The sequence below is a fragment of the Roseofilum sp. genome (assembly GCF_982964205.1).
In genome coordinates this window covers 5,942-31,385 of record NZ_CEZBFX010000053.1, presented here as the reverse complement: position 1 = coordinate 31,385, position 25,444 = coordinate 5,942, and the positions used below count along the sequence as shown (strand labels likewise).

Sequence of the window (25,444 nt, the reverse complement as noted above, 5' to 3'; positions counted from 1 at the left end):
TTGCCCAAGACAAAAAGTGTCGGGAAACGATTAGGAGGTTATTTCCTGGTGGCTCGTTCCCTGAGATTGGAGTACTAAAAATTGAACTTTGGCACGTTCGCGATCGCCCCCATACACAAACGCTAGTCTAGTTTAGGCTGGCAATCGGTAAATGACAAAGCTTCTTCATCGAGATAACCGGCAATCGTCATTTCAATGACTGCCCAAACTGGATAGTCCATTTGTTGAGCGCGCCTTAAGAGTCCATCACGAATCGTTTCCAGTAATCTGTCTAAGAACACTTGTGCTACTGTAGACGAGAGGTGTTCGGCGATAGCGGGTTGAGAACATCTAAAGTTTGGACTTGCGTTCAATGATACCACCTCCCAAGAGGCGATCGCCCTCATACCAAACCGCCCCTTGTCCTGGTGTTACCCCAAACTGAGGTTCATCAAAGCGCAAATGTACCCGATTTTCCCCTAAAGGAACCACGGTTACCGGAACCGGTTTGGAACGATAGCGAATCCGAACTTCAGCGCGAATCGGACTATCCGGTAGCGCAATAGACACCCAGTTTACCCGACTCACCGTACACTCCGGATCGGCTGCACTGTCGCGGGTTCCCACAATCACCCGATTCATCACCGGGTCAAGATCCACCACATACAACGGTTCTGAATAAGCAACCCCTAAACCGCGCCGTTGGCCAATCGTGTAATGATGAATCCCTTGATGCTGTCCTAAAACCTTGCCCCCTTGGTCAACAATCTCCCCAGTCTTCTGGTTAATATACCGATCCAAAAACGACTGCATCGAGCCATGGGCTTCCACCAAGCATAAATCTTGACTTTCCGGTTTTTCTGCCGTCGTCAAATTAAACTCGGCTGCTAGGCGGCGCGTTTCTGTTTTCGGCGTTTCTCCCAAGGGAAACAACGTAGAAGCCAAAATTTCTTGAGACAGATCGTACAAGAAATAGGACTGATCTTTCTGGGGATCGATCGCCTTCAAAAGCTGATAGCGTCCAGACTGCTCATCAAACGCAATTCGCGCATAATGGCCCGTAGCGATATAATCAATACCCAGCTCAGATTTAGCATAATTAATCATCGGGCCAAACTTCACCGCCCGATTACACTGGGAACAAGGTAGGGGCGTAATTCCTTCCCGATAACCCGACACCAAATAATCAATAATATTCTGCTCAAACAACTCGCGACTATCGACGATATGGTGGGAAACCCCAAGCTGTTCGCAAATTTTCGCCGCATCTACCATACCTTCCGAGCAGCACTGTCCCTTCCCCTTCATCAACCAAAGGGTTAATCCCACAATATCGTATCCTTGATGATGAAGAACTGCTGCGGCAGTAGAACTATCTACTCCTCCAGAGAGTCCGACGACAACCTTTTTCATGGCAGCGACTGAAGCTTACTGTGAACAAAAGCATAATTGTTATGTACCCTTCTAAGGGTAACACCTCCATCCTTTCTCTGGAGGATCTGAATTTTTAAGAGACTATGAACAACCCAAAACAGCATTCAAGACTGAATCGAGTTATCCTTCTGGGGAGTTTGGGATTAGGATTAATGGTCAGCACTAGCGCTCAGTCCCAACAAGTCCCCTTACCCCCTCCTCCTCCCCTGAATGCCATACCGACGATTCCGGGTAATATCAATTCACCCTATGTAGCTCCGAGTGCCTACCCCTATCGGGTTTGGGTTAATGGGAATTCTCCCCTGTTATTAGAACAAGTTAAACAGCTTGTACCGGATGCCTTTATCCGGCAAATAGGTAGCCGCACAGTGATTCAGGCGGGTGCATTTGTGTCCGAATTCCAGGCTCAGGAGCGTTTGTCTTTGTTGCGATCGCGCGGTATTTTGGCTGAAGTCGTTTCCCTACAAGGGAACACCCTGGCTGGTGGCTCAAATTATCCCACCCCCAATTACCCCACCCCCATTACCCCTGCAAATACCATCAACCCCAACCCTCTCCCAGTCGCAGGTAAAGGTTATTATGTGGTCATTCCTAGCTCTCAAGAGGATGCTAATCTCATGGCTAATCGCGTGCGGCAAATAATTCCCAATACGGTTAATGTTGTAGCTAAACGCTCTCGTCGGGGAATGCATGTTGCCGTTGGTCCCTATGCTAACCGCAGCGAAGCCGCAGAAATAATGTCATTTTTACAAAATTCAGGATTAAGCAATGCTCGCGTTTATTTTGGTCGTTAACATCGAGTCTGTCTATGAGACCCCCAAATGATGATTTTTCTGGATCGGTTCAAGGTTGTTTAGGACAACTGGTCACTTACTTCGTAGTTGCTATTGTTCTCTTTTTTCTGGTCTTATTCGCTGGCAGTTATTTCCATACTACCTTTAATACTATATTAGTGGTTTGGTTGGGATTAATGCTATTTGTTTCTCTGGTATTTATCCTCAAAATGACTGAGGGTTAAGCTCGATTTTTTGTTAAGGGTGTTATTCAAATTATAAGGAATATATACTATGGGCTTAGGATTATTAGTCGATGGTCAATGGGTTTCACGACGGGAACAATCGGATCAAAAAGGAAATTTTATCCGCCCCCAAACCACATTTAGACATGAAATTACTGCCGATGGCTCTAGTGGGTTTAAGGCAGAATCTGGGCGGTATCATTTATATATTTCTTGGGCTTGTCCTTGGGCCCATCGCACAGCTATTCTTAGAAAGCTCAAAGGATTGGAATCTGCAATTAGCTTATCAGTCGTCGATCCAGAAATCGATCAAAATGGTTGGGAGTTTTCTGAAGCTTCCGGTTGTATTCCCGATACCGTTAATCAGGCTGATTACCTCTGGCAACTCTATTTAAAGGCCGATCCAAATTATAGCGGTCGGGTGACCGTTCCAGTTTTGTGGGATAAGAAAACCCATACTATTGTCAATAATGAATCTCGCGAAATTATCCGCATATTGGATACGGAGTTTGAACGATTCGCGGAACGTCAAATTTCATTTTATCCAGAAGAGTTACGGGATATTATCAATAGTACGATGGACACCATTTATCAGCCGATTAATAATGGGGTCTATCGTGCTGGCTTTGCGACGACGCAAGAAGCTTATGAACAAGGATTAACGGAATTGTTTGAGGCCTTAGATCATTGGGATCAAGTGTTAGAACAACAACCTTATTTATGCGGCGATCGCATCACTCAAGCGGATTGGTGTTTCTTTACCACGTTATTACGCTTTGATATGGTCTACTATGGTCATTTTAAGTGTAATCTCCACCCGATTACAGATTATAAAAATTTATGGAACTATCTGAAAGAACTGTATCAAGTGCCAGGAGTGACAGAAACTTGTAACTTCGATCATATTAAGCGCCATTATTATCGCAGCCATACGGATATTAATCCAACTAAAATTGTGCCTAAAGGGCCGATTTTGGATTTTGAAGCGCCTTACGATCGCAATGTGTTAATGCATTAGTGGGAGATGGGGAGATAGGGAGATAGGGGGATAGGGGGATAGGGAGATAGGGAGACACGGAGAAGGGGACATAGGACTTTCTTTAAATTCTAAAACCGAGTTACCATAACCTATTCCCCATAACCTATTCCCTATTCCCCATTCCCTATTCCCCATTCCCTAGCGCTTCGCGCTATAAACGATGACTCATTGCCGAAATCAAATTGCCGAAATTGTTGTCACTGCGGCTGAAATGCGAGCCATTGAAAACCGCCTATTTGTGGCGGGAATGCCAGTAGCGGCACTTATGGAAAAGGTGGCGGGTTTAGTGGCTCGCCGGATGATGGCTCAATGGAAAGCACTAGGGTTAGCCCCCACTAAAATTGGTGTATTGGTGGGGCCAGGTCATAATGGTGGCGATGCCTTGGTGATTGCTAGGGAATTGTATTTGCAAGGCTATTCGGTGGTAGTGAGGCAACCGTTGGCGAACTTAAAGGAACTCACTCAAGCTCATGCCGAGTATGGGAAAAATTTAGGCATTCCTTGGGTGAGTTTGGATGAATTACTGGCGAGTTGCGAGATTCTGATTGATGGCTTATTTGGATTTGGGTTAGAGCGTTCTATTTCGGGAGAGTTGGCAGAGCAGATCGATCGCATTAATCAATCCCAAATATTGATTTGTAGCATTGATTTGCCGTCTGGTATCCATACAGATACGGGACAAGTTCTCGGCTGTGCTATTCGCGCTGATTATACGTTCTGTTTGGGACTGTGGAAAGCGGCTTGTTTGCAAGATGCGGCAGTTGAGTATTTAGGGAAGGTGGAATGGATTGATTTTGGTATTCCGTTAGCTGATATTGAGACGGTTTTAGGTAACACTTCTCGATCTTATCGTATTACCAGAGAAGGAGCGATCGCCGGTCTTCCCCTTCCTCGTCCTCTCCTTTCCCATAAATACAAAGCCGGTCATCTCTTGCTGGTGTGCGGTTCAGAAGAGTATGCAGGTAGTGCCATTTTAACCGGTTTAGGGGCCCGCGCTTCTGGGGTGGGGATGCTTTCGATTGCCGTTCCCCACCGCTTAAAACCCCTGCTGGTTGCCCAGTTACCGGAAGCGCTGATTATTCCTTGTCCAGAAACCGAGACGGGGGCGATCGCCCAACTCCCCGATACTCTAAACTATCAGAAGTATCAGGCGATCGCCTGCGGCCCAGGAATCACGCGATCGGCTGAACCGATTATTCCCACTCTCCTCAATCTTCCCATCCCTGCGATCCTCGATGCAGATGGACTCAATATCCTTGCGAGTCTCGGTATGTCCCAACTGAACCAACGATCGGCTCCCACAATTCTCACGCCCCATACAGGAGAATTTAAGCGCCTCTTCCCTAATATTGACCCTAATATTGACCGGATAAAAGCGGTTCGCGCAGCGAGTCAACAAACCGGGGCGATCGTGTTGCTCAAAGGGGCAAGAACGGCTATTGGCAGCCCCACCGGAAGCGTTTACCTGAACCCCGAAAGTACCCCAGCCCTCGCCAGAGGAGGCAGTGGTGATGTACTGACCGGGCTGTTAGGGGGTCTAGTTGCCCAACTGCCCCAAGCCCCAGAAATGGCTACTCAGACGGCTACCTGGTGGCACGCTCAAGCTGGAATATTAGCGGCTCAACAGCGCACGGCTTTAGGGGTAGATGCCTTTCACCTTACTGAATACCTGAGCCAAATTCCCCTACGATGAAAAGGAATCTGCAAAAAGCCATCCATCAGGGAATAGAAACATCCTTCGTGAGTTTGAAGCGTGAAGAAATTCCGGTGGAACTGTTGCCAGAGCATCAACCCTTAGGGTATCAATCGGCGATCGCTCTTAAATTATCTTCCTATAGCGACCAAACCCCTCTTTATTTAGCTAAACAACTGCGGGAGTTCCTTTCCCTACAAGAGAACTTATTCGCATTTTCCCTTGCTGTTCGTTCTCCCGGTTGGCTGCAATTTCATTACTGCGATCTAGGTTTAGCCGAGCAACTGCAAGCCTTTTTGCTCACTACCTTGGTACTTACAGCGCCACGTGCTGCGACTGAGTACCCGGTTGAATCCCCAAAACGATGTAACACAACCCTATTCCCTAAGATCGATCCTCACTCCCCAGAAGTCTTTAGCTGGCAAGCTACCCATGCTCGCTGTTGTGCCCTCTTGCGTCTTGCTCAACATCAAGGGTTAATGAGCCTGGATGAGTCTACCTTAAAGATCGTCGAACCCGATCGCATTCCTTGGTTAGATGACGGACAATTTCAACTGGTTCATCCCAGCGAACAGACCTTAATCCGCTCCCTCTTGCATATCTGGGATACTCTCAATGACGATCGAGCATCCCCGCGCTTACCCTCCTTAACCGAAAAACTTAGTCAAGATCTTCTGAGATTCGATCGCCAATGCCGCATCTGGGGATCAACTTTAAAGCAAAATCGCCCACTTTCCCTCAGTCGTTTGGCATTAGTGGCGATCGCCAGAAAAACCCTCAAAACCTTACTAGAACAAGGATTAAACCTGATTGCCCCCCCAGAATTGTAGAGGATGCCACCAAAAAAATTTCTTCAAGGGATGACAAACCCAATTGAGTAAGCTATATTGACTATCGTGTGAGGAGCGAACCAGTAAGGACACCGAGACGAAACACGGCCAGTCGTCGGTGTCCTTTCTGATTTAAATCTAAAATTAAATCCCTTCAGAAGAATAACCGCTAAAATCAATCCTTGAATCCCGATCGCTCCTTGGTATCATGAGGGAAGTTTTGAAACGTAATTCCTGAGTTGATTATGGCAGCAGCAATTAAAAAAGGTTCAATGGTACGGGCTATCCAAGAAAAACTGGACAATTCCCTAGAAGCTTGTGCAAGTGATACCCGGTTTCCTCCCTACATTTTTGAAACCCAAGGCGAGATCATGGATATCAAAGGTGACTACGCCTTAGTCAAATTTGGTCAGGTTCCCACCCCCAATATTTGGCTGCGTGTCGATCAACTAGAGTTGTTCAACTAACAAAAACGAGAATTTGCCATGGTTAAATCTCATCAAGCGATCGCTCCGAGTGTCGGTATCATTGGAGCGGGAAAAGTCGGCAGCACCCTGGCGCAACGTATTGCAGAAAAAGACTTAGCTGACGTGGTTCTCTTGGATGTGATAGAAGGGATGCCTCAAGGGATCGCGTTGGATCTGATGGAAGCACGGGGAGTCGAGCGCCACGATCGTCAATTGATCGGTACCAATAATTATGCCGATTTGGTCGATTGCGATATTGTGGTGATTACCGCAGGGAAACCCCGTACACCAGGCATGAGTCGGGAAGAGTTGGTCAAAATCAATACCAAAATCGTTAAATCTGTGGTCAAAGAGGCCGTCCAGCACTGTCCCCAAGCCATCTTTATGTTAGTCACCAATCCCCTGGATGTGATGACCTATTTGGCGTGGAAAGCGAGTGGTCTCGACTCCAGTCGGGTTATGGGAATGGCAGGAGTTCTGGACTCGGCAAGATTTCAAACCTTTATCTCCCTAGAGTTAGGATGCTCGATCGCTGATATCCAAACTCTAGTCTTAGGAGGACATGGGGATCTGATGGTTCCCTTACCTCGCTTTTCCACGGTTCGGGGAATTCCTATTACCGAACTGATGGATCGAGCCGCGATCGATCGCCTCGTCGAGAGGACTCGCAAAGGCGGTGCAGAAATTGTGCAACTGATGAAAACTGGTAGTGCTTATTATGCGCCTGCATCCTCAGTCTGTCTCATGGTGGAAGCTGTATTGCACAATCAATCCCGCTTTATGCCGGTTGCCGGATATCTCCAAGGGCAATATGGTTTGAATGACATCTATATGGGTATTCCTTGTCAATTGGGATATCAGGGAATTGAGAAGATCTTGGAGTTGCCCCTAGCAGAGTCCGAAATTGCTGCCCTCCATGAGTCCGCTACATCCGTGCGTAAAGGCATAGAAATGGCTGAAAGTTTAGTGGGCTTTGATTAATGAATCATTGCCGACAAAAGCAGGCTATTCTAAGAGCTTTCTATCGCTGGGGTTAACATTGGGGTTATGGGTTAGGTAGTCGCGAAGCCAGTCGCAAGCTCGAATCATCAGTGTGTCGAGATTACCCCCTGCATCCCAGAGTTTGACGGTTCCATCGCTGTTTGCAGAAGCTATAGTCTGACCATCGGGACTGTATACCACTGCATTAACCCCACTCTGATGAGTCTCTAAAGAATGGAGCAGAGTGCCCTGCTCCACGTTCCAGAGTTTGATGGTTCCATTCCTGCTTGCAGAAGCCAGAGTCTTGCCATTGGGACTATACGCCACTGCATTGACCACACCCTGATGAGCTTCTAAAGAATGGAGAAGAGTTCCATTGTCCACTCGCAAGAGTTTGACAGTTCCATCCCTGCTTGCAGAAGCCAGAGTCTTGCCATCGGGACTGTATGCCACTGCATTGACCACATCCTGATAAGCTTTTAAATAAAGGAAAGTTCCATCCTCCACATGCCAGAGTTTGACGGTTCCATCCTCCACATGCCAGAGTTTGACGGTTCCATCCTCCACATGCCAAAGCATGACGATTCCATTACTGCTTGCAGAAGTCAGAGTCTGGCCATCGGGACTATATGCTACTGCAAGGACTGAACTCTGATGAACTGGAGAATGGAGAAGAGTTCCATCCTCCACATGCCAAAGTATGACGATTCCATCCCTGCTTGCAGAAGCCAGAGTCTGGCCATCGGGACTATATGCTACTGCAAGGACTGAACTCTGATGAGCTGCTAAAGAATGGAGAAGAGTTCCATCTTCCACATGCCAGAGTTTGACAGTTCCATCCCTGCTGACAGAAGCCAGAGTCTGGCCATCGGGACTATATGCTACTGCCCAGATCCAGTGCTGATGACCTCCTAAAGAATGAAGGAGACTACCATCTTCTATTTTCCAGAGTTTGATAGTATTATCGTCGCTGGAAGAAGCTAGAGTCTGACTATCAGGACTATATGCTACTGCAAGGACTGAACCCTTATGAGCTTGTAAAGACTGGAGGAGACAGCTTTTCCTTACTCGCCAGAGTTTGATGCTATTATCATCGCTTGCAGAAGCCAGAGTCTGGCCATCGGGACTATATGCTACTGCAAGGACTGAACTCTGATGAGCTTCTAAAGAATGGAGAAGAGTTCCATCTTCCACATGCCAGAGTTTGACCGTTCTATCCCTGCTTGCAGAAGCCAGAGTCTGGCCATCGGGACTATATGCTACTGCAAGGACTGAACCGTGATGAGCTTCTAAAGAGTGGAGAAGAGTTCCATTATCCACTCGCCAGAGTTTGATGCTATTATCATCGCTGGCAGAAGCTAGAGTCTGACCATCAGGACTGTATGCCAATGCATTGACCCAACCGTGATGAGCTTCTAAAGAGTGGAGAAGAGTTCCATTATCCACTTGCCAGAATTTGATGGTATTATCCCCGCTGGCAGAAGCCAGAGTCTGACCATTGGGACTATATGCCACTGCCCTGACCCAGTCCTGATGAGCTGCTAAAGTATAGAGGAGAGCACCATCCTCCACTTGCCAGAATTTGATGGTATTATCCCCGCTGGCAGAAGCCAGAGTTTTGCCATCAGGACTATACGCCACTGCATTAACTGAACCCTGATGAGCTTCTAAAGTATGGAGAAGAGTTCCATCTTCCACATGCCAGAGTTTGACCGTTCTATCCCTGCTTGCAGAAGCCAGAGTCTGGACATCGGGACTATATGCTACTGCAAGGACTGAACTCTGATGAGCTTCTAAAGTATGGAGAAGAGTTCCATCTTCCACATGCCAGAGTTTGACAGTTCCATCCCTGCTGACAGAAGCCAGAGTCTGGCCATCAGGACTGTATGCCACTGCATTAACCCTACCCTGATGAGCTTCTAAACGATTTTTTTCCTGGATGCGTTCTGTGAGTATTTGCCGCAAGATTGCGATCGCTTTAGAACTATTATCCGGTTCAACCTCCGGTCGAGTTTGCCGGATTTCTTGCAAGCGCTTTCCGGCCTTGGCAATGGTTATCAGCGACTCTAACTGCTGATGCCGACTCCACTGTACCTCTGCGGTCATGCACAGCGCTTCTAAAATTTGCTTTTCCTTCTCCGTTTCATCTGCGATTTGTGTTTCTCGACTCACCCGAATAAAGGCTTGCACAGTCTCGCTTAAATATCCTAATTTTCGATATTTGTCCGCGCAATCTAGAGCATTGTCTAAGCGAGCACCCACCAGTAGATATTTGGATTGCCGTCCTTTATGCTCCCAAGTCGCAGCCTCTGTGCGGAGTTGTCGAATCAAGGGCAAATCTTGACGATGTTGGTTCAGCCAAGAGCGCAACTGCTGCCAATGACGTATGGTTGCTTCATGAGCCAAATCGATGACCACCGCACTAGAATCATTTTCATCCATCACGATTAAGCGAGATTTTGCCAGTTTGTCCAATACCTCATCCACCATAGTTTTTGGGTGGATATCGCTAACTAACTCTTGCTTTAGCACACGCCGTCGCGTATCTTCGGTTTCGTCACCGAGTTGCACCAACTCCAGAAAAATACGCCGAACTAATCCTTGCTCAATAGACGACTCGGCAAAAGACTCATAGACAGCATTGGCTTGCTTTTCCAACGCTCCCGCTACCTCACCGATGCGAGTATAACCGGCTAAGGTCAGTTCGTCGCTGGCATTGCCCTCGCCATAGCTCTTGCGCCAATCCTGCCATAACTCATACAGGGCATATTGCAATAACGGCAGACTTCCCGGTGCGGCTCGAATATCTGCCTTCAGTCGCTCCCGTAAATCCGCAGCCACCCGCAACCCCACTGTTGCTGCGGGTTTGGCGATCGCCTCTTCCAACTCTGCCTCCGTTAAAGGAGTCATATCCACCCGATTCGCCTTAATCCGTTCTGCCAAATTACCATCGGACTGTTCCAAACATTTCCCCAGAAAATCCGCCCGCAAAGTAATAACCAAGCGCAATTGACCTTCCAGCACATCCACCGTCTCAAACAAACAATTAAGAAAATCCTTGCGTTCGCGCTCCTTCTCCTCACTCCCGCGACAGAGCGAAAAAATTTCCTCAAACTGGTCTACGACTAAAACCAGGGTTTGCTCGCACTCTTCTCCCTCAATCAGTTCTCGCAAAGCCGTAGAACCGCGTTCCTGCAAATCATTGAGAACTTTCTCTCGTATGGTTTGGGATTTTACCCCTTCAAGAAAAATCCCCGCCAAACTTCTCAGAGGACTGTCCCCAGGTTTGATAATGCCTAAAATCTGCCAGTCTTCCGTACCCGATCGCCGTTTTCCCTGCTCGATTTCGTAGAGTAACCCCGCTTGCACCACCGAGGATTTCCCACTTCCCGACGGCCCCAAAACAGCTAAAAAGGGGCGATCGCAAATTTGACCCAATAACTCATCGGTCAGTGTCCTGCGACCAAAAAAGACCTTAACATCCTCCTCGGTGCGGTCAAAGGCATTCAAAGCGCGATAAGGGCGCAGATTGGGTTGTAACTCCGGTAATTCTTCCGTTTTTCCTCCGTTCTCCCTGGGAATCAAGTCAATGGGTTCTCCCGTATTGAGAAAGAGAGGACGTTGAGGATAAGTTTTTCGCTCATTTTTGAGATAGCGATTGACAAACGCAGATAAAGATAGAGTATCGATCCATTCGCCGCAATTTAATCCTCGCAAAAGTGCATCTGTCAACACCCCATGAGAACGACTTGCCAGCTCATAGGCCAATTCAATTTCCTGGGATGCTGCCACGAAACAGCGACTATAACCCCCTTGTTGTCCCGGATTTGCCTCGTTAACAGCAACGATTCCACCACTATGACAGCAATCCAACCAGATAATTTGTCGCTTGACCGGACTGTCTCGCAACAATTTACACAACTGCTCCAAAGGATAACCCCACTTATTTGCCTCTGGATCAGCATCACTGGTTGCCAAATAGCTGGTTTCTGTCAATTTGTCATAGAGACCGTGACCGGAATAATAAAACAAAACCGTATCGGCATAAGTCTCCCCTCTCGGCTTAAAATAACGAATTAAAGCTGTTTGCAGTTGTCGCAGAGAAACTTGGGTTTTCTTGCCTGTCTTCAGACCCTCATTCGCTTTATCCTTAATTCCTGGCAAGCGTTCCACCCGAAACGGCGCAAGACCGGACTCTAATTTTTGGGCGATCGCCTCCGCATCGTGAGCAGGTGCGTCTAAATTACTTAATCCCCTGTAGCTGTAGGTACTAATTCCAACAACGAGTGCATCTCGACTCATGCTCTATTTTAAATCAGCAGTTTTGCCTGTATTATACTCAAAACAACCCAACTGTCCACAACCAACCATCATGAAACTCGCTCCCCTCCGTCTTGATGACAATACCGTTATTTACATTGAAGCCACAGAAGACGTAGAAACTTCCGAGGTCGTTGCCAGCTTCTCAACGTCTGATGTAGCGGAAGAAGAGGAAGCACCAGCAACAACCAGAGGATTCAAAGAAGATTTTGAACAGCACATTACGGACTTGCAAAGTACGATTGTTACCTATACCAACTACAGCTTGGCCGCTTTCAAAAAAGTCAGAGAGAGTGCGATCGCCAATGTAGACAAAGTAACTCTAGAATTCGGAGTTGAAATTGGCGGCGAAATGGGAATTCCCTATGTGACCAAGGGAACAGCAAAAAGCAACCTCAAAATCCAAGTCGAGTGTTCATTTAAGAAAGATGAGACTTCTTAGCGCTATGTAGCAGAGAAAGAGTTGGTTAGGACTCCGGTTCAATACTGAAACCTAGCACCCATTCCCTATTCCCCATTCCCTATTCCCTAGCGCGCAGCGCTATAGTGACCCGATTTACCGCCGGTTTTTTCGATTAAGTGGATGGATTCGATCGCGATCGCCTTATCCAGAGCTTTGGCCATATCGTATAACGTCAGAGCGGCAATAGAGACAGCCGTTAACGCTTCCATTTCCACTCCAGTTTCAGCGGTGGTTTTGACCGTTGCCACAATTTGATAACCGGGTAACTGGCGATCGGGTTCAATTTCAACCTGAATCTTTTGTAGGGGTAAGGGATGACAGAGAGGAATAAGTTGGGCGGTTTGTTTGGCAGCCATAATTCCGGCTAGTTTAGCAGTAGCGATAATATCGCCTTTGGGGGCATTCCCCGCTAAAATCGCGTCTAAGGTAGCCGGTTGCATTCGCATTTGTCCACCGGCGATCGCCATCCGTACTGTTGCTGCTTTCCCAGAAACGTCCACCATCTGGACTTCTCCGGACTCGTTCACATGGCTCAACCCGGAAGTTGAAAAAAATTCTTGTGTCATGGGCAATAAGTGTGCTATATTGGTTTTCTAGACAGTTAAGGGCTTGTAGCTCAGTGGACTAGAGCACGTGGCTACGGACCACGGTGTCGGGGGTTCGAATCCCTCCTAGCCCGTCTAACTCAAATAAACCTGAGGAGGGAAATCTCATTCCCGAAACTGTGGCCCGTAGCCACGTCCTTACACATACTTTATACAAAATTACCATAACACCCCATGCTGAGGTATGGGGTAAGTAGGCCACAGAAATAGAGAAAACTTATGGATGGAAGCATTGCCAAGCGAACAAAGAAAACCGGAGAAAAAAGGCGGAATTCATTCCTATAAAAGTTGAAGTTGAGATGCGCTTATTTGAATGGAGACATTAAACTAAGCATAAATATCTAATCGAAAAGTGAGATTGTCCCATTTCTTTCTTGAGTTGTCTAGACAGACAACTCTATCCTTTTTTGGGTACGTTTGCCAAATTTCTTTCTCCGTGCGCTTTTCAGCCTGCTTGTCACCCCTTGAGAGCTATTTTAGACTCAGGGGTAATTTTCACCTCTCCCTACCGTCAGATTTTAGTCTAATTGGAGAATAGGGGAATAGGCAAAAAAGATATCAGGTATTCCCTTGAATAATGTACTTAACTGTGGTGAGAGCCTCTAAATTAATCAAACCTCGGCGCAGCCCTTTTTGATTAGACATGCCTAAAAATACAGTATTGCCTCGGGTGCGATAGCGATAGAATCGGGGACTAGCATTGATATAGAGTGAAGCACTGTTAATTCCTAGGGCAAATTTACGACTTTCGTTATAGGATTGAGTAACCAAACAGTTCGCATGGCCGCTGCTGTAAGTATTCATCCAGGCGATCGCCCCATCCAAATCTTCGACCAACTTAAACGTCACTACTTTTTCTAAGTATGCCTGATTCCATTCCTCTGGTTCTACGGGTTTTAGCTCTTCATATTGAGCCACTAATTCCGGATCGCCTCGCAACTCAAACCCTTTTTCCTTCAAAGATTTCCATAAAGAAGCGATGGCTGAGGAACTTTGACCTTGTTCAATTAATACCTTCTCAATCGCATTCACCGGATCGGGTTCGCTGGCGTGGGAATCAATAATTACATGACGAACCGTTTCCAAGCTACCGGAATTTCCCCAATATAAATAACAATTCCCCATAGCCGATCGCAAGACGGGTACAGTTGCCTGTCGCACAACCTGTTCTACCAATGACGGCCGACCATAGGGGATAATCAGATTAATGTATCGATCTTGGCGAATCACATCTCGAATGGGAGCGCCCTGTTCTGAGGATAACAAGATTAATGAATGTTGCGGTAAACCCACCTCTTCTAGCGCGACTTGTAAGGCTTCAGCGATCGCATAGTTCGTCTGGAACGATTCACTTCCCCCACGCAAAATCAAGCTATTCCCCGTTTTCAAGCATAACCCAGCGGCGATCGCCCCTAACTCCGGAAACGCTTCATATACCAAAGCCAACACCCCTAAAGGCATTCGCTGGCAATAGGTTTGTACCTCTTCCACTTGATAGGAGGCATTCATTACCTCTTGTAATGGATCGGGGAAATCTGATAATCCTTGTAGAATTTGAACAACATTTTGAATGCGCTCTGGAGTTAACTTGAGCCATTCTAAAATCAGATCCGGAACCGCCATCTCGCGAGAGGTTTCTAAATCTAAAGTATTCGCCTCTAACACTCGATCGAGAGAGTCATCCAAAACCTCTGCCATCATCTTCAGAGCGCGATCGCGGAGGGTACTGGACGTATTCGCTAAAATTAAAGAGGCTTCATGGGAAGCGCCCACATCCTCTAAAAGGTCATTGGATGAAGTCATGAATCAGTCATCTACATCAATTAAGAAGAGCGTCGATACACCAGCCATCTCATCAGTGCCAGCAACAAGAGCAACATCAAGGGAATGAATACCCACACCATGATACTCGACCCTGATGGCGCTAAAAGAAAATATAAGGATAACCATACAATGGGTAAGACTAAAATGATCAACAACCCCACGGGTAAGTAATATTCTTTTAAATCTGAATGAATGGCTATCCATTGCTTTCCTGTCCAGTACCAAGTTTTCTTGTAGGGGGAACTGGTGGACACCTGTTGTAGCACATAGCCATTTTCCTCAACCGCAAAAATTTTCTGACATCGATCGCATCCAAATGCTTCCGTGAGCAAAATCGGTTGCAAATGACCTTGACAACGGCAAGGACAAGGATAATCATGGGCGGTCAAATCAATTTTTTGAGCTTTTTTGGACTGCACAAGTCACCCGTAATCTGAATTTGAGATGAGTTGAGGATCTTCTCGATATTCAGCGAGAAGAGAATATTGGCTCTAACCCTGTTTATTGAATCAAAGCTTGCTATCCATCTAGTTTAGCCACAAAAATGAAACCGAATAACTCTTCCTATTAAAATTTATAAGCGGGTAACGCGATTCGAACGCGCGACATTCACCTTGGCAAGGTGACGCTCTACCACTGAGCTATACCCGCATCACTTTCCTAATTTACACAAAGATTCGCCTCTTGTCAAGAGGTTAGCCAAGATTTCTGGCGATCGCTTGTTCCACTTGGCTCAAGATCTTTTAAAGAGAGTATCCATTATCCCATTACTGCGCAAAGCGCTGTAAGCTATTTGAATCATCAAGAACATCTGTGTGGAGTGCCCGAACTTTGTCTGTAAAATACTTTTTTTTATCAGATGGATGGATTATTGGCCGCGTCTGGGAATTTGGAGGGATTTGGAATGAAGTCGTTTGGCGCAGAAAACCAGACATTGAGCCTCTCAATATGGGAATTATTGAGCATAACCAAACATTATGGCTTTATCGAGTAGAAGAGGCTGTACTGATGGTTGAGGTTAAACCCATGGCCGATGCTCCCAGTAACCAAACCATTGGCCAAGTCGTTCTCAAGCGACTGATTGACTCAGAACAGGTCATTAAGCGGCTTGGCCAAGCAGAAAGCATTGTCCATCGCTTCTCGGAAGGATAGGGGAATGGGGGGATAGAAGGACACATTAAAATGGAGAAGTATTTCCTATTCCCTAATTCCCTGACTGATGCAAGAAATCGATTCAACAGTCCACTAGCTAGAGAGTAGGGGAAGCCGGTAGATTACTAATCGCTCGTTGTAGACGAGCGACAGCCAGGTTGTAGCCTAAAATCGCTTGCACCTGGTTAAACTGGGCTTGAGTGAGGTCAGTTTCCGAATTAATGACATCAGTTTGTGTCCCTACCCCAGCTTGAAAACGTAGTCTAGCTAGTCGCAGGGCTTCTTCTGCTTGGGCTAGACCCACAATAGACGTTTGAATATTGTCAAAACTAGAGACTAATTGGAAATAGGCATCTTCAACTTCTAAGCGGATACGATTACGGTTATCGGCAAATTGTTGTTCCGCAATTTCTATTTCCGCTTCTTCAAGATCAGCTTGGGCCCGTGATAGTCCACCATCGTAGAGTGTCCAGTTGAGTTGCGCTCCTAGAGTATAGCCATCTCCAGTGCCTTGGGAGAGCAGAGGGTCATCAAACCATAATTTGAGAGCGTTGTAATTCGCAAATAAACTGACTTGAGGCTTTAACCCAGCTAACCGAGCATCACGTTGGGCTTCATTAAGTTCTCGCTCGATTAAACGTTGTTCTAATTCAGCGCGATTTTTATAGGCGAGGATGATACTCTCATTGAGGGAAAGTTGCCAACGACCGACGATTTCCACCGGATCGGCAGCAGAGACATCAAGGGTTTGGGGCAGATTCAAGATTTGGGCTAGGGTACGCCGAGCCGTTCTTAAACTAGCGATCGCCTCAGTCAGTCGTTGCTGTTCGTTTGCAACTTGCACTTGAGCTTGCAACACAGCAAATCGAGTCCCCACACCTGCCGTTTCTAAAGCCTGGGCATCTCGTAAACTGCGCTCGGCCTGTACGAGAGCCTGTTGACGAATCCGTAATTGTTCAGCCGAAGCTTGCAACTGATAATACTGTTCTGCCACATTAAGGCGGATTTGTTCCTCAATCACTTCGACTTGAAGCGCATTAAATTGAACTTGCTTTTCCGCTGCTTTAATATTGGCTGAACGTAAGCCAGAGGTCAGCAGGTCATAACGCACTTCTACCGTCCCCGTTAAGGAGTTCGTCGGAGAATCTGGATCGCCCAGGGCTGTGTCCGTATTACGGGCGCTAATTTCGCTATTGGCGCTTTGAGAGCGTTGCAGACCAGATTGAAAGGTCAAGGTGGGTAAGTTAGCAGCTAAAGCTTGTCTGAGTTGAGCTTGCGATCGCTCTAATTGTAGCTTGCTTTGTTGCAGCTCAATATTATTGCGCCGCGCTAAATCGATCGCCTGTTTTAACGTTAAGGGTTGAGTCCCTTCAATAGCTACTTCTGAGGGATCGGTGGGAAATAAAAGAGGGTTTGGACTCGGATCGAGATAGAGGGGAGCGAGTTCTGGACTTTGGGCAACATGGGGAGAAACTACGGTTTCTGGGAGTGGATTTTGGGTCGGATCGGAGCTTAACGCCGTTTGTAGACGACTCACCCAAGCCTTATCTTCTGCTGAGAGCTGTTGGGAATGCTCGTCAACTAGAAGGTTCAGGGTTTCCTCTAGTTGAGAATCAGCCACGGTCTGGCGATCGCGCCAGGTCGCATTATCGCCAATTGAGGGAGCTTCTGGGTTGCTCAATACTGAAGCGGGAGAAGGTTCAGATGGCGTTAAGGGAGTTTCCTCTCCTTTGACCTCATCTTCTGTAGGTTGTACTTCTCCCTCTAGGGGAGGTTGTGACGAGACCGGTTGTTGCTTCTCCAGAGAGGTCTGGGGTTCAAAAGATGGTTCAGGTTGACTCGTTTCTAAGAGCAGATCGCTAGCGAAAACCACAGCATTGACGCTAGGATTTATCACGGCGAACGCAGCGCCCACACTCACACCAATAAATTTCCGCAAAGTTGGCATAGTTCCTCAGTTCAATCCACAATCCCAGATCAAAAATGTCCTGGCTCAAGCAGAGACTCCATAAGCAGGATACTGGGTTACCTAGGAACTTGGCAATCGGTTTTCCCTATTCCCTATTAATGGTACAGTCATGTCAAGCAAACTAACCGAGTTGAAGTATGGTGTTCCAAAAGCGAGTCTTTTGGGTAAAACTTCAAGCAACACCTGGGAGCGTAGCTGAGTAGTTGAGTTGGGTCAAGACGAATCGCCAGCGGTAAAATGCGGGATTCAAAGTTCTACGAAGCCTAAAGGAAGAAAACCAACTCTGGTAGGAAAGGAGTAGTCCAACTGGTGAGGGCATTTTCCAGTAGGAGAGTAGCCGTAAGACGGGTTTCAGCTCGCCAGCTACGCCAGTATCCTAGAATCCTCTCGGCTTTAGCCAGAGGAGTATGTCAAAAACTGTGGTGTAAGCGAGTGAACAATATTCCCCCCGTTGATTTAACCCAACAATACCAAGCGATCGCCTCGGAGGTGGAAGCAGCGGTACTGGAACTTTTGCCTTCGGGTCGCTACATTGGTGGCCCTGTGGTGGAGTCCTTTGAAAAACAGTTGGCCCAAGCCGTGGGTGTAAATTACTGTGTGGCCTGTAATTCAGGGACGGATGCTTTGTATTTAGCCTTGCGAGCGGTGGGAGTCGGGCCTGGAGATGAGGTAATTACGACCCCGTTTACGTTTATTGCTACAGCAGAAACGATCGCTATGGTAGGGGCTACTCCCGTATTTGTCGATGTAGAGGAGGAGTCGTTTAATCTGGATCTGTCCCAAGTGGAGGCAGCCATTACTGAGAAAACTAAGGCCATTATTCCCGTACATTTGTTTGGCCGACCCGTAAATATGACTCGGTTGATGGCGATCGCCAAAACCCATAAGCTTAAGGTCATTGAAGATTGTGCCCAAGCTACTGGCGCGACCTGGGCTGGTTCTCCCGTGGGTAGTTGGGGGGATATCGGCTGTTTTAGCTTTTACCCAACTAAGAATTTAGCCGCTTGCGGGGATGGCGGAGCGCTGACTACTCAGGATTTGGCGATCGCCGATCGGGTGCGTCTATTGCGCGATCATGGGCGGCGCAGTGGCTATGTCTATGAGGTAACCGGGGTTAATTCTCGTTTAGATGCAATACAAGCAGCAATCTTAAAAATTAAGCTTAAGTATCTGCCCCAATGGAATCAGCAACGTAGGGAAGTTGCCTATCGTTATCATGAATTATTGGCATCAGTTTCAGGGATTGTACTGCCCCAAGAAATCGAGGGTGGGGAGTCAGTTTGGAATCAATACACGATTCGGATTAAGGGCCGACAAGAGCTAGATTCAGACTATCGCAATCGCATTCAATTGCGTTTACGAGAGCAGGGAGTGATCGCATCGGTCTATTATCCTCTGCCTTTACATCTGCAACCGGTTTATCAGGATTTAGGATATCAGCCCCATCAATTGGCGATCGCCGAGCAACTGAGCCAAGAAGTTTTATCCTTGCCCATGTTCCCCGAATTAACCTTAGAACAGCAAGAACAGGTGGTCGATTGCCTAAAAAACATTTTGTAGGGGCAGTTGGCTATGGGGAAGCCCCTGGTATCCTCTTTACATTCCTTAACAAAAACATAAGAAAGTTTGAAGTTTTTTGTACTATAGTTAAGAAAAAGATAAAAAGTATGATCCAACCTAGAAAAATAGAATTAGGACAAGGGTAAATAAACTTGCTCAAAATCCTAAAATTCGGATAGGTCGATGGTCAGCATTTAATAAAATCTATCGATAGCAGATAGAAATCTAAACGTTGAATAGTCAAAATTGTGATTATCAAGAGGCATCAGTTAGCGTGAAGCAACATCCACTTGAGCAGCTCAGGAGATACGACCCCCAGGCGATCGCCAGCTACTATAAATTTCGTCCCTGGCAAAGTCTCTATCGAATCGTGACTTTAGTCGGGGCTTTTTTAGGATTTATCTTCTCCCTGAAGTGGGACCAATTCAGGAACCAAGTCGAGCAAAATCGGCCCAAACGCGCCACCGAGTTGAGGGAATTACTCACTCACCTAGGGCCAACCTATATCAAAGTCGGTCAAGCGCTCTCTACCCGTCCAGATCTGATTCGTAAAGACTTTCTCGAAGAGTTAACCAAACTTCAAGATCGCCTGCCTCCCTTTCCCAATCAAACCGCCTTCGACATCATCGAGAGAGAACTGGGCGATTCGATCTCCCAAATGTACCTGGATATTTCTTCCCATCCCGTTGCTGCGGCCAGTTTAGGCCAAGTCTACCGAGGACGGCTTCATAGTGGAGAAGAAGTCGCCATTAAAGTTCAACGACCCAATCTAGTCCCCATTCTCACCCTCGATTTATACCTGATGCGATGGGCAGCCCGTTGGATTTCGCCCATTCTTCCTCTTAATTTAGGTCATGACCTGACTCTAATTGTGGAAGAATTTGGCATAAAAATCTTTGAAGAAATTGACTATATTAATGAAGGGAAAAATGCCGAAAAGTTTGCGGAAAACTTTCGCTACGATCCCCAAGTTAGAGTTCCGCAAATTTATTGGGATTATTGCGCCAAGAAAGTCCTCACCCTAGAGTGGATTAATGGCTATAAACTCACCAATACTGAGGCAATTCAAGAAGCCGGTTTAGATGCCGATAAAATTATTCGTATTGGGGTAACCACAGGCCTGCAACAATTGCTAGAGTTTGGTTTCTTCCATGCTGATCCCCATCCAGGGAATCTATTTGCCCTATCCGGCCCCTCAGGCATTGGGGCACAAATGGGCTATATTGATTTTGGCATGATGGATCAGTTAGATCAGACGGCAAAAGAAACATTAGTGGATGCCGTGGTGCATCTGATTAATAAGGATTATACGGAATTAGCCGAAGACTTTGTTAAGCTTGGTTTTCTAACTCCGGATACAGATATTTACCCGATTATTCCTGCCCTAGAAGCGGTATTTGGGGAGATCATGGGTGAAAGTGTTCGGGATTTTAATTTTAAGACGATTACGGATAAGTTCTCGGAAGTTATGTACGAGTATCCCTTCCGAGTTCCAGCTAAGTTTGCCTTGATTATCCGATCGCTAGTAACTCAGGAAGGATTAGCCCTGAGCATTAATCCCGATTTTAGAATTGTGGAAATTGCTTATCCCTATGTGGCTCAACGGTTACTAACTGGTGAAACCCCCAGTTTAAGACGACGCTTGTTAGAGGTATTGATTAAAGACGGCAAGTTCCGGTGGGATCGCCTAGAGAATATGATTGCGATCGCCCGCTCCGATAGTGGCTTTGATTTAATGCCTACCGCTCAGTTGGGTTTACAATACCTCCTTTCAGAAGAGGGGCAATATTTACGCCATCAAATTGTCTTAGCCCTGACGGAAAATGACCGCCTACACACCGAGGAAGTGCAACGACTGTGGCATTTAATTGAGGATGATATCCAGCCCAATCGCTTGCTCGATGCCGCTTGGGGGGCACTAGCTGATTTTTCCAGAGAGCGAGCCGCTTTACTGCTCCCTTCTGTAGCAGCCTTCACCCAATAAATCACTTTGAAAACCCCCTGCTTAAAAAGCAGGGCTGTTTCATTGATTAAACCCCCTATCCCCCCATTCCGCCACAGAGAGCGCGAAGCGCTGTATACTCCCTAGGAACACCTTTTATCTCAATTCCACCCAGGAGTAGCATTCGTGTACTATACTGCACAACCCCCTTACGCTTTATTAATTATTGGTTTACTGGTTAGCTTAACGTCAGGAACTGCATTTTATGCGACGTTGACTGAATCAGCAAAACTCTGGTCATCCCAATCTTCTAAGTATGATATCACCCAGCTACAGGGACCAAAACTGTTGTTTCCATTTACGGGAATTTTTGCCGGTGCTTGTGTATTTTTGTCTTCGGGGTTGGCAGTATTTGGCTTTCCCACGGCGATCGCCTACTTAATCTCTCTCCCCGTTACCCTGTTCGTTAGTGGCTTAGTTTGGTCTCAACTTGGTCAAGTACTGATCCAACTGCAACAAGGTGGCTCGAAAGCCTTAGATCTAGACTCCTGGGGTTAGACTGGCACGCTTAATGAGGGTAGGTTGGGTTGAATAATAGTGAAACCTAACCATGTCTCACTGGTGTTGAATTTACCGCAAGCGAACCTATTCATATTGGCGATTGCTGAAACACTCCTCAACCCAACCTACACGACTCAAGATATGAAGATCGGTTCACCTAACCTAGAGTTGCGAAGAATGTTCTGGCTCAATCATGAAGACCTATTCTCAAAACTTCGTGACACGGTAGTGTGGGATGAGAGTATGAAGACTCGGAAAACAGCCAGCTTTGGAGTGTCCTACAACTATTCACAGATGACCTATCCAGAAACTCAAATGCATCCCGAACTAGAGCCTGTGTGTGCGGCGATTTCGGATGTACTTGGATTTACTCCCAATAACGGTTTGCTCAATTTCTACCCAGATGGTAATGCCTCCATGGGTTTTCACTCTGATACTGCCCAGGAACTAGCTCCAGGCACTGGGGTGGCCATTCTATCACTGGGAGCGAGTCGAACCATTACATACAAACTTAAGAAAAATCGAACAATTCAACACAGTTATCGCCTAGACAGTGGTGATTTGCTTTATATGTCTAATGAGGTTCAAGCCGACTGGCTTCATGGAATCCTCAAAGAGCCTGATACCGGCTCTCGTATAAGCATAACATTGAGAAAGATTGCTATCTAGTCAGGGAATTGTAGAACGGTATTCCACAGAAAAGAGAATCACTATAATTGGATAATCGATCAAAGTAGATTTACCCATTAACTTGCCAAAATGAGAGGAGTAAACTCATTGATTGTTAAGTTTAATCTCAATTTCTTGATTGAGATTCGGCGATCCTATATATTAAAAATATGGAGCTAAAATAAAGCTTCATTCAGCAGATCAAACAGTCTATTTCTATTAGTTTGAGAGGTAAAACACTGTTTCACTATCATCTGTCTCTCCAAGTACAAGCTGCACCCAATCGGTGGCTGGTCTTTCCTTAAAGTGAGAAAACTGGGAGTTAAAAAGTGGAGTTAAGTTCGTTTTAAGTTAACCCATTCTCCTCCAGATAGACTTAATCTAAGCAAGGAAGGTTTCAGGGAACTATTCGGGTGTAATTGTGCTTTTAAAAGTAATCCAATCAAAAAAAATAAGCAAGGGAATTCCTCGATCCGCTACAATCGATAGGTAGAATTATCCCTTTTGAAAGCTTATGGCCATTATTGCGCTTAAGGCTTGGTATCTCCAAGAATACGAACCGATTCCAGAATTAGAAAAACGACCTCCAGACATGCGGTTGAGCAAGCAAAGTTTGCTCAAGTCTGCTCTGCGGGCTGATTTTCTCGAAGATAGCGAAGAAATCAAGAAATCCATTTGGTTTCAGCGATATTTACAAGGGGAAACCATTGAGTTTTATATTGAAGGCAGTGGAGGCTATGCCATCTCCAATATTGACTTAACCAGTCATGAAATTTACTTTACCAAACAGGAAGTAATGGCTCATCTCGATCCGATGCTCTTCTTCTGCTATCAGCAGGAAGAGGGAGAGTCGAGTCAGATCCTCAAGGAAGCATTAGAAGAGACGATCGCTGATTTAAATCGGCGATCGCGTCTAACTCTAACGCTAGAATCTTCCCATCGTCCCAATCAAGCCCCCATTCGTCTCAATAATCCCTTGATGCGTCGCATTCGTAAAAGCTTGCTCTTCATTGCTGATGGGACTCCAGTGACTCAAGTAGACACCGAAGAGGTAACCCATCTAATCCCCAGTCCCTATGTCTGTGTGGAAATGGGATATGCTCTACAAATTAAACGACCCGAACAAATCTTACTCGCGCAAATGGAGAGATCGGAGTTTCCGGGGCAATTTCCCTTTGATGTGTCTCCCCAAAACCGTCTATCCTTTCAATCAGCACAAGATTTAAAGGACATTCTCCCGACAACTCTAGAAACTTTACTAGAGCGTTATCGGTTATTAAAGTAACTCGGCCAGGTGAGTATTGAGTATTGATGGCTCTTTGTACTCTCCGTGGGGGAATGGGGGTGTGGAGGAGTGCAGAAATGGAAGCTTTCTCCAAGTTTACGGCAAGAACACAAAACAAGGTCGTACTACAACCTATTCCCTATTCCCTATGCCCTATTCCCTATTCCCTATTCCCTAGTCATCAAATCTTTGATGAGCTTCAATAAAACTGTGGACGCGATCGCCATAATCTTTCAGTAAGCTCTCCACAATCTCTGGATCGCAACCATCAGCCACAATATCAATCATTGCTTCCCCCGCATCTGGCAAGATAAGTACCCAATGGTGACCATCGGCGGAGATGATTTTTACGCCATCCACCAATTGCAACTGCTCTGAAGAATGGGTTTCTACCAAATAGCGCATTACTGCCCCCTTCGCCGTCCAAGGACAGCGAAGAGTTGTCATCTGATGGGCAATGGTGGGGAGTTTCGAGCGCATCGTGCCCAAAGAAATATCCTGTAATTTCAACATCTCCATCAACTTGGCTGTCGCAAACATGGCATCAAAACCGGGATGGAGTTGGGGAAAAATAAAGCCCATATCCCCACTTCCCCCTAACACCACATTAGGATTGGCATGACACGCTTCCATTAAAGCGGCTGGATTTGACTTGGTGCGAATCACTCGCCCTTCATGACGACGGGCAATTTCTTCCACGGCACTCGAAGCATGGATCGGAACGACTACCGTTCCCCTGGGATGAGCCGTTAAGATCATTTGCATCATCAAAGCGGTGAGTATTTCCCCTCGGATCGCTGTTCCCGTTTCATCAATTAAGACAAACTTTTCCCCATTTGAGGATACTTGTACCCCCATGGTCGCTTCCAGGGCACCCACAACTCGGCCTAATTGATTGAGTAACCCTTCTTGGTCGTCCAGGGAGAGGGGTTTGGGGTTTAAGCTGGCATTGAGAACCACCGCATCACAGCCAAATTTAGCCAGCAGTTGGGGTAAAACTGCGCCACTGACGGCAAAAACGTAGTCAATCACCACTTTGGAGGAAACGGTTTCGATCGCCTCTAAATTGAGGTGCTTCTCAAAGGCTTCCATATAAATTTGCAATGTCTCTGAGGTATAAGTGACATTGCCAACTTCATAAAGGAGCGATCGCCGCATATCCTCTTTAAAGAAACAGCCTTCAATTTTCTTTTCCTTGGATTTAGAAATATTGATACCCTTATGATTGAGGAATTCAATCAGGATGGAACTCCCCCGCTCTGGGTGCAAACGCACATGAATTCCCCCTTCTACTCCTAGGGTGGGAATCACAGTGCGAACAATGGGAATCGCCTTATTTTCCAGGTTTTGCACGTCTACGCCCACTGACATCAATCCTGCCACCAAAGAGCGGGTCACCATGCGGGAAATACTGCGCTGATCGCGAGATACTGTGACTTCAGACCCTGGGGACAAGGTTGAACCATAGGCAGCTCCGAGTTTGACCGCTAATTCTGGCGTAATGTCAATATTGGCTAAACCCGATACTCCCCGCTGTCCAAACAGGTTACGATGGCCGACATTACCCCAAATCAAATTCAGATTTAAGATCGCTCCGGCTTCAATTCTTTTATTCGGCCAAACCCGTACTTGAGGAGAAACCCGTGCTTCTTC

Annotated in this window: 21 protein-coding genes, 2 tRNA genes and 1 pseudogene; 15 read left to right on the top strand and 9 right to left on the bottom strand. The window is 46.5% G+C overall.

Going from position 1 to position 25,444, the window contains the following annotated elements; all coding sequences use genetic code 11:
• Nucleotides 1-122 precede the first annotated feature (122 nt).
• Complete coding sequence (locus AC3A14_RS14220) at nucleotides 123-353, bottom strand: hypothetical protein (RefSeq protein ID WP_318733120.1); 231 nt, start codon at nucleotides 351-353, stop codon at nucleotides 123-125.
• On the bottom strand, nucleotides 331-1,392 hold the full coding sequence (mnmA, locus tag AC3A14_RS14215; RefSeq protein WP_318733121.1) for a tRNA 2-thiouridine(34) synthase MnmA: 1,062 nt from the start codon (nucleotides 1,390-1,392) through the stop codon (nucleotides 331-333). Before mnmA ends, AC3A14_RS14220 begins: the two co-directional genes overlap by 23 nt.
• 104 nt (nucleotides 1,393-1,496) lie before the next feature.
• On the opposite strand from mnmA, the gene AC3A14_RS14210 reads away from it, so the two are divergent.
• The 7 genes from AC3A14_RS14210 to mdh all read left to right on the top strand — a co-directional run bounded on the left by AC3A14_RS14210 (nucleotide 1,497) and on the right by mdh (nucleotide 7,441).
• On the top strand, nucleotides 1,497-2,207 hold the full coding sequence (locus tag AC3A14_RS14210; protein WP_318733122.1) for an SPOR domain-containing protein: 711 nt from the start codon (nucleotides 1,497-1,499) through the stop codon (nucleotides 2,205-2,207).
• Between the two features lie 14 nt (nucleotides 2,208-2,221).
• Nucleotides 2,222-2,431 (top strand): hypothetical protein, encoded by a 210-nt coding sequence (locus AC3A14_RS14205; protein ID WP_318699861.1) that lies wholly within the window; start codon nucleotides 2,222-2,224, stop codon nucleotides 2,429-2,431.
• Nucleotides 2,432-2,480: 49 nt separating this feature from the next.
• Nucleotides 2,481-3,449 carry a glutathione S-transferase family protein gene (locus AC3A14_RS14200; protein WP_318733123.1) on the top strand — a complete coding sequence of 323 codons (969 nt, stop codon included), beginning with the start codon at nucleotides 2,481-2,483 and terminating at the stop codon, nucleotides 3,447-3,449.
• Nucleotides 3,450-3,630: 181 nt separating this feature from the next.
• Nucleotides 3,631-5,163 carry an NAD(P)H-hydrate dehydratase gene (locus AC3A14_RS14195; protein WP_318733124.1) on the top strand — a complete coding sequence of 511 codons (1,533 nt, stop codon included), beginning with the start codon at nucleotides 3,631-3,633 and terminating at the stop codon, nucleotides 5,161-5,163.
• Nucleotides 5,160-5,993: a DALR anticodon-binding domain-containing protein gene (locus AC3A14_RS14190; protein WP_318733125.1), complete on the top strand. Its 834-nt coding sequence runs from the start codon at nucleotides 5,160-5,162 to the stop codon at nucleotides 5,991-5,993. The genes AC3A14_RS14195 and AC3A14_RS14190 overlap by 4 nt, the downstream gene beginning before the upstream one ends.
• Nucleotides 5,994-6,238: 245 nt before the next feature.
• Complete coding sequence (gene ndhO / locus AC3A14_RS14185; RefSeq protein WP_271944370.1) at nucleotides 6,239-6,460, top strand: NAD(P)H-quinone oxidoreductase subunit O; 222 nt, start codon at nucleotides 6,239-6,241, stop codon at nucleotides 6,458-6,460.
• Between the two features lie 18 nt (nucleotides 6,461-6,478).
• Nucleotides 6,479-7,441: a malate dehydrogenase gene (mdh, locus tag AC3A14_RS14180; RefSeq protein ID WP_318699857.1), complete on the top strand. Its 963-nt coding sequence runs from the start codon at nucleotides 6,479-6,481 to the stop codon at nucleotides 7,439-7,441.
• Nucleotides 7,442-7,465: 24 nt separating this feature from the next.
• Here the strand turns inward: mdh and AC3A14_RS14175 are convergent, their stop codons facing one another.
• Complete coding sequence (locus AC3A14_RS14175) at nucleotides 7,466-11,743, bottom strand: nSTAND1 domain-containing NTPase (RefSeq protein ID WP_318733126.1); 4,278 nt, start codon at nucleotides 11,741-11,743, stop codon at nucleotides 7,466-7,468.
• Nucleotides 11,744-11,810: 67 nt separating this feature from the next.
• Between AC3A14_RS14175 and AC3A14_RS14170 the strand changes: the two genes are divergently transcribed.
• Nucleotides 11,811-12,203: a CU044_2847 family protein gene (locus AC3A14_RS14170; RefSeq protein WP_413038707.1), complete on the top strand. Its 393-nt coding sequence runs from the start codon at nucleotides 11,811-11,813 to the stop codon at nucleotides 12,201-12,203.
• 86 nt (nucleotides 12,204-12,289) lie between these two features.
• Here AC3A14_RS14170 and moaC read toward each other — a convergent pair whose 3' ends face one another.
• Nucleotides 12,290-12,790, bottom strand: a complete 501-nt coding sequence (gene moaC, locus AC3A14_RS14165; protein ID WP_318733127.1) for a cyclic pyranopterin monophosphate synthase MoaC — start codon at nucleotides 12,788-12,790, stop codon at nucleotides 12,290-12,292.
• A gap of 39 nt (nucleotides 12,791-12,829) precedes the next feature.
• On the opposite strand from moaC, the gene AC3A14_RS14160 reads away from it, so the two are divergent.
• Nucleotides 12,830-12,903, top strand: a tRNA-Arg gene (locus AC3A14_RS14160).
• Nucleotides 12,904-13,387: 484 nt separating this feature from the next.
• Here the strand turns inward: AC3A14_RS14160 and AC3A14_RS14155 are convergent.
• The 3 genes from AC3A14_RS14155 to AC3A14_RS14145 all read right to left on the bottom strand — a co-directional run bounded on the left by AC3A14_RS14155 (nucleotide 13,388) and on the right by AC3A14_RS14145 (nucleotide 15,304).
• Nucleotides 13,388-14,632 carry a glutamate-5-semialdehyde dehydrogenase gene (locus AC3A14_RS14155; protein ID WP_318733128.1) on the bottom strand — a complete coding sequence of 415 codons (1,245 nt, stop codon included), beginning with the start codon at nucleotides 14,630-14,632 and terminating at the stop codon, nucleotides 13,388-13,390.
• Between the two features lie 20 nt (nucleotides 14,633-14,652).
• Nucleotides 14,653-15,072 (bottom strand): hypothetical protein, encoded by a 420-nt coding sequence (locus AC3A14_RS14150; protein WP_318733129.1) that lies wholly within the window; start codon nucleotides 15,070-15,072, stop codon nucleotides 14,653-14,655.
• A 160-nt stretch (nucleotides 15,073-15,232) separates the two neighbouring features.
• Nucleotides 15,233-15,304: transfer RNA gene (locus AC3A14_RS14145), tRNA-Gly, on the bottom strand.
• Between the two features lie 180 nt (nucleotides 15,305-15,484).
• On the opposite strand from AC3A14_RS14145, the gene AC3A14_RS14140 reads away from it, so the two are divergent.
• The gene (locus AC3A14_RS14140; RefSeq protein WP_318733130.1) at nucleotides 15,485-15,805 is read left to right on the top strand and encodes a hypothetical protein; all 321 of its coding nucleotides are present in this window, start codon (nucleotides 15,485-15,487) and stop codon (nucleotides 15,803-15,805) included.
• 97 nt (nucleotides 15,806-15,902) lie between these two features.
• Here the strand turns inward: AC3A14_RS14140 and AC3A14_RS14135 are convergent, their stop codons facing one another.
• Nucleotides 15,903-17,753 carry a TolC family protein gene (locus AC3A14_RS14135; protein ID WP_318733131.1) on the bottom strand — a complete coding sequence of 617 codons (1,851 nt, stop codon included), beginning with the start codon at nucleotides 17,751-17,753 and terminating at the stop codon, nucleotides 15,903-15,905.
• A 453-nt stretch (nucleotides 17,754-18,206) separates the two neighbouring features.
• Here AC3A14_RS14135 and AC3A14_RS14130 point away from each other — a divergent pair, with 453 nt between their 5' ends.
• The 5 genes from AC3A14_RS14130 (at nucleotide 18,207) to AC3A14_RS14110 (ending at nucleotide 23,791) form a co-directional block, all read left to right on the top strand.
• The gene (locus tag AC3A14_RS14130; RefSeq protein ID WP_413039043.1) at nucleotides 18,207-19,334 is read left to right on the top strand and encodes a DegT/DnrJ/EryC1/StrS family aminotransferase; all 1,128 of its coding nucleotides are present in this window, start codon (nucleotides 18,207-18,209) and stop codon (nucleotides 19,332-19,334) included.
• A gap of 274 nt (nucleotides 19,335-19,608) precedes the next feature.
• Complete coding sequence (locus tag AC3A14_RS14125; protein ID WP_413038735.1) at nucleotides 19,609-21,318, top strand: ABC1 kinase family protein; 1,710 nt, start codon at nucleotides 19,609-19,611, stop codon at nucleotides 21,316-21,318.
• A gap of 144 nt (nucleotides 21,319-21,462) precedes the next feature.
• Entirely contained in the window at nucleotides 21,463-21,834 is a 372-nt protein-coding gene (locus AC3A14_RS14120; RefSeq protein ID WP_318733133.1) for a hypothetical protein, read from the top strand.
• A gap of 63 nt (nucleotides 21,835-21,897) precedes the next feature.
• Entirely contained in the window at nucleotides 21,898-22,506 is a 609-nt protein-coding gene (locus tag AC3A14_RS14115) for an alpha-ketoglutarate-dependent dioxygenase AlkB (protein ID WP_318733134.1), read from the top strand.
• A gap of 514 nt (nucleotides 22,507-23,020) precedes the next feature.
• The gene (locus AC3A14_RS14110) at nucleotides 23,021-23,791 is read left to right on the top strand and encodes a hypothetical protein (protein WP_318733135.1); all 771 of its coding nucleotides are present in this window, start codon (nucleotides 23,021-23,023) and stop codon (nucleotides 23,789-23,791) included.
• Nucleotides 23,792-23,965: 174 nt separating this feature from the next.
• On the opposite strand, the pseudogene AC3A14_RS14105 reads toward AC3A14_RS14110, so the two are convergent.
• Nucleotides 23,966-25,444 (bottom strand): annotated as a pseudogene (locus AC3A14_RS14105) (mannose-1-phosphate guanylyltransferase); the annotation flags it as partial.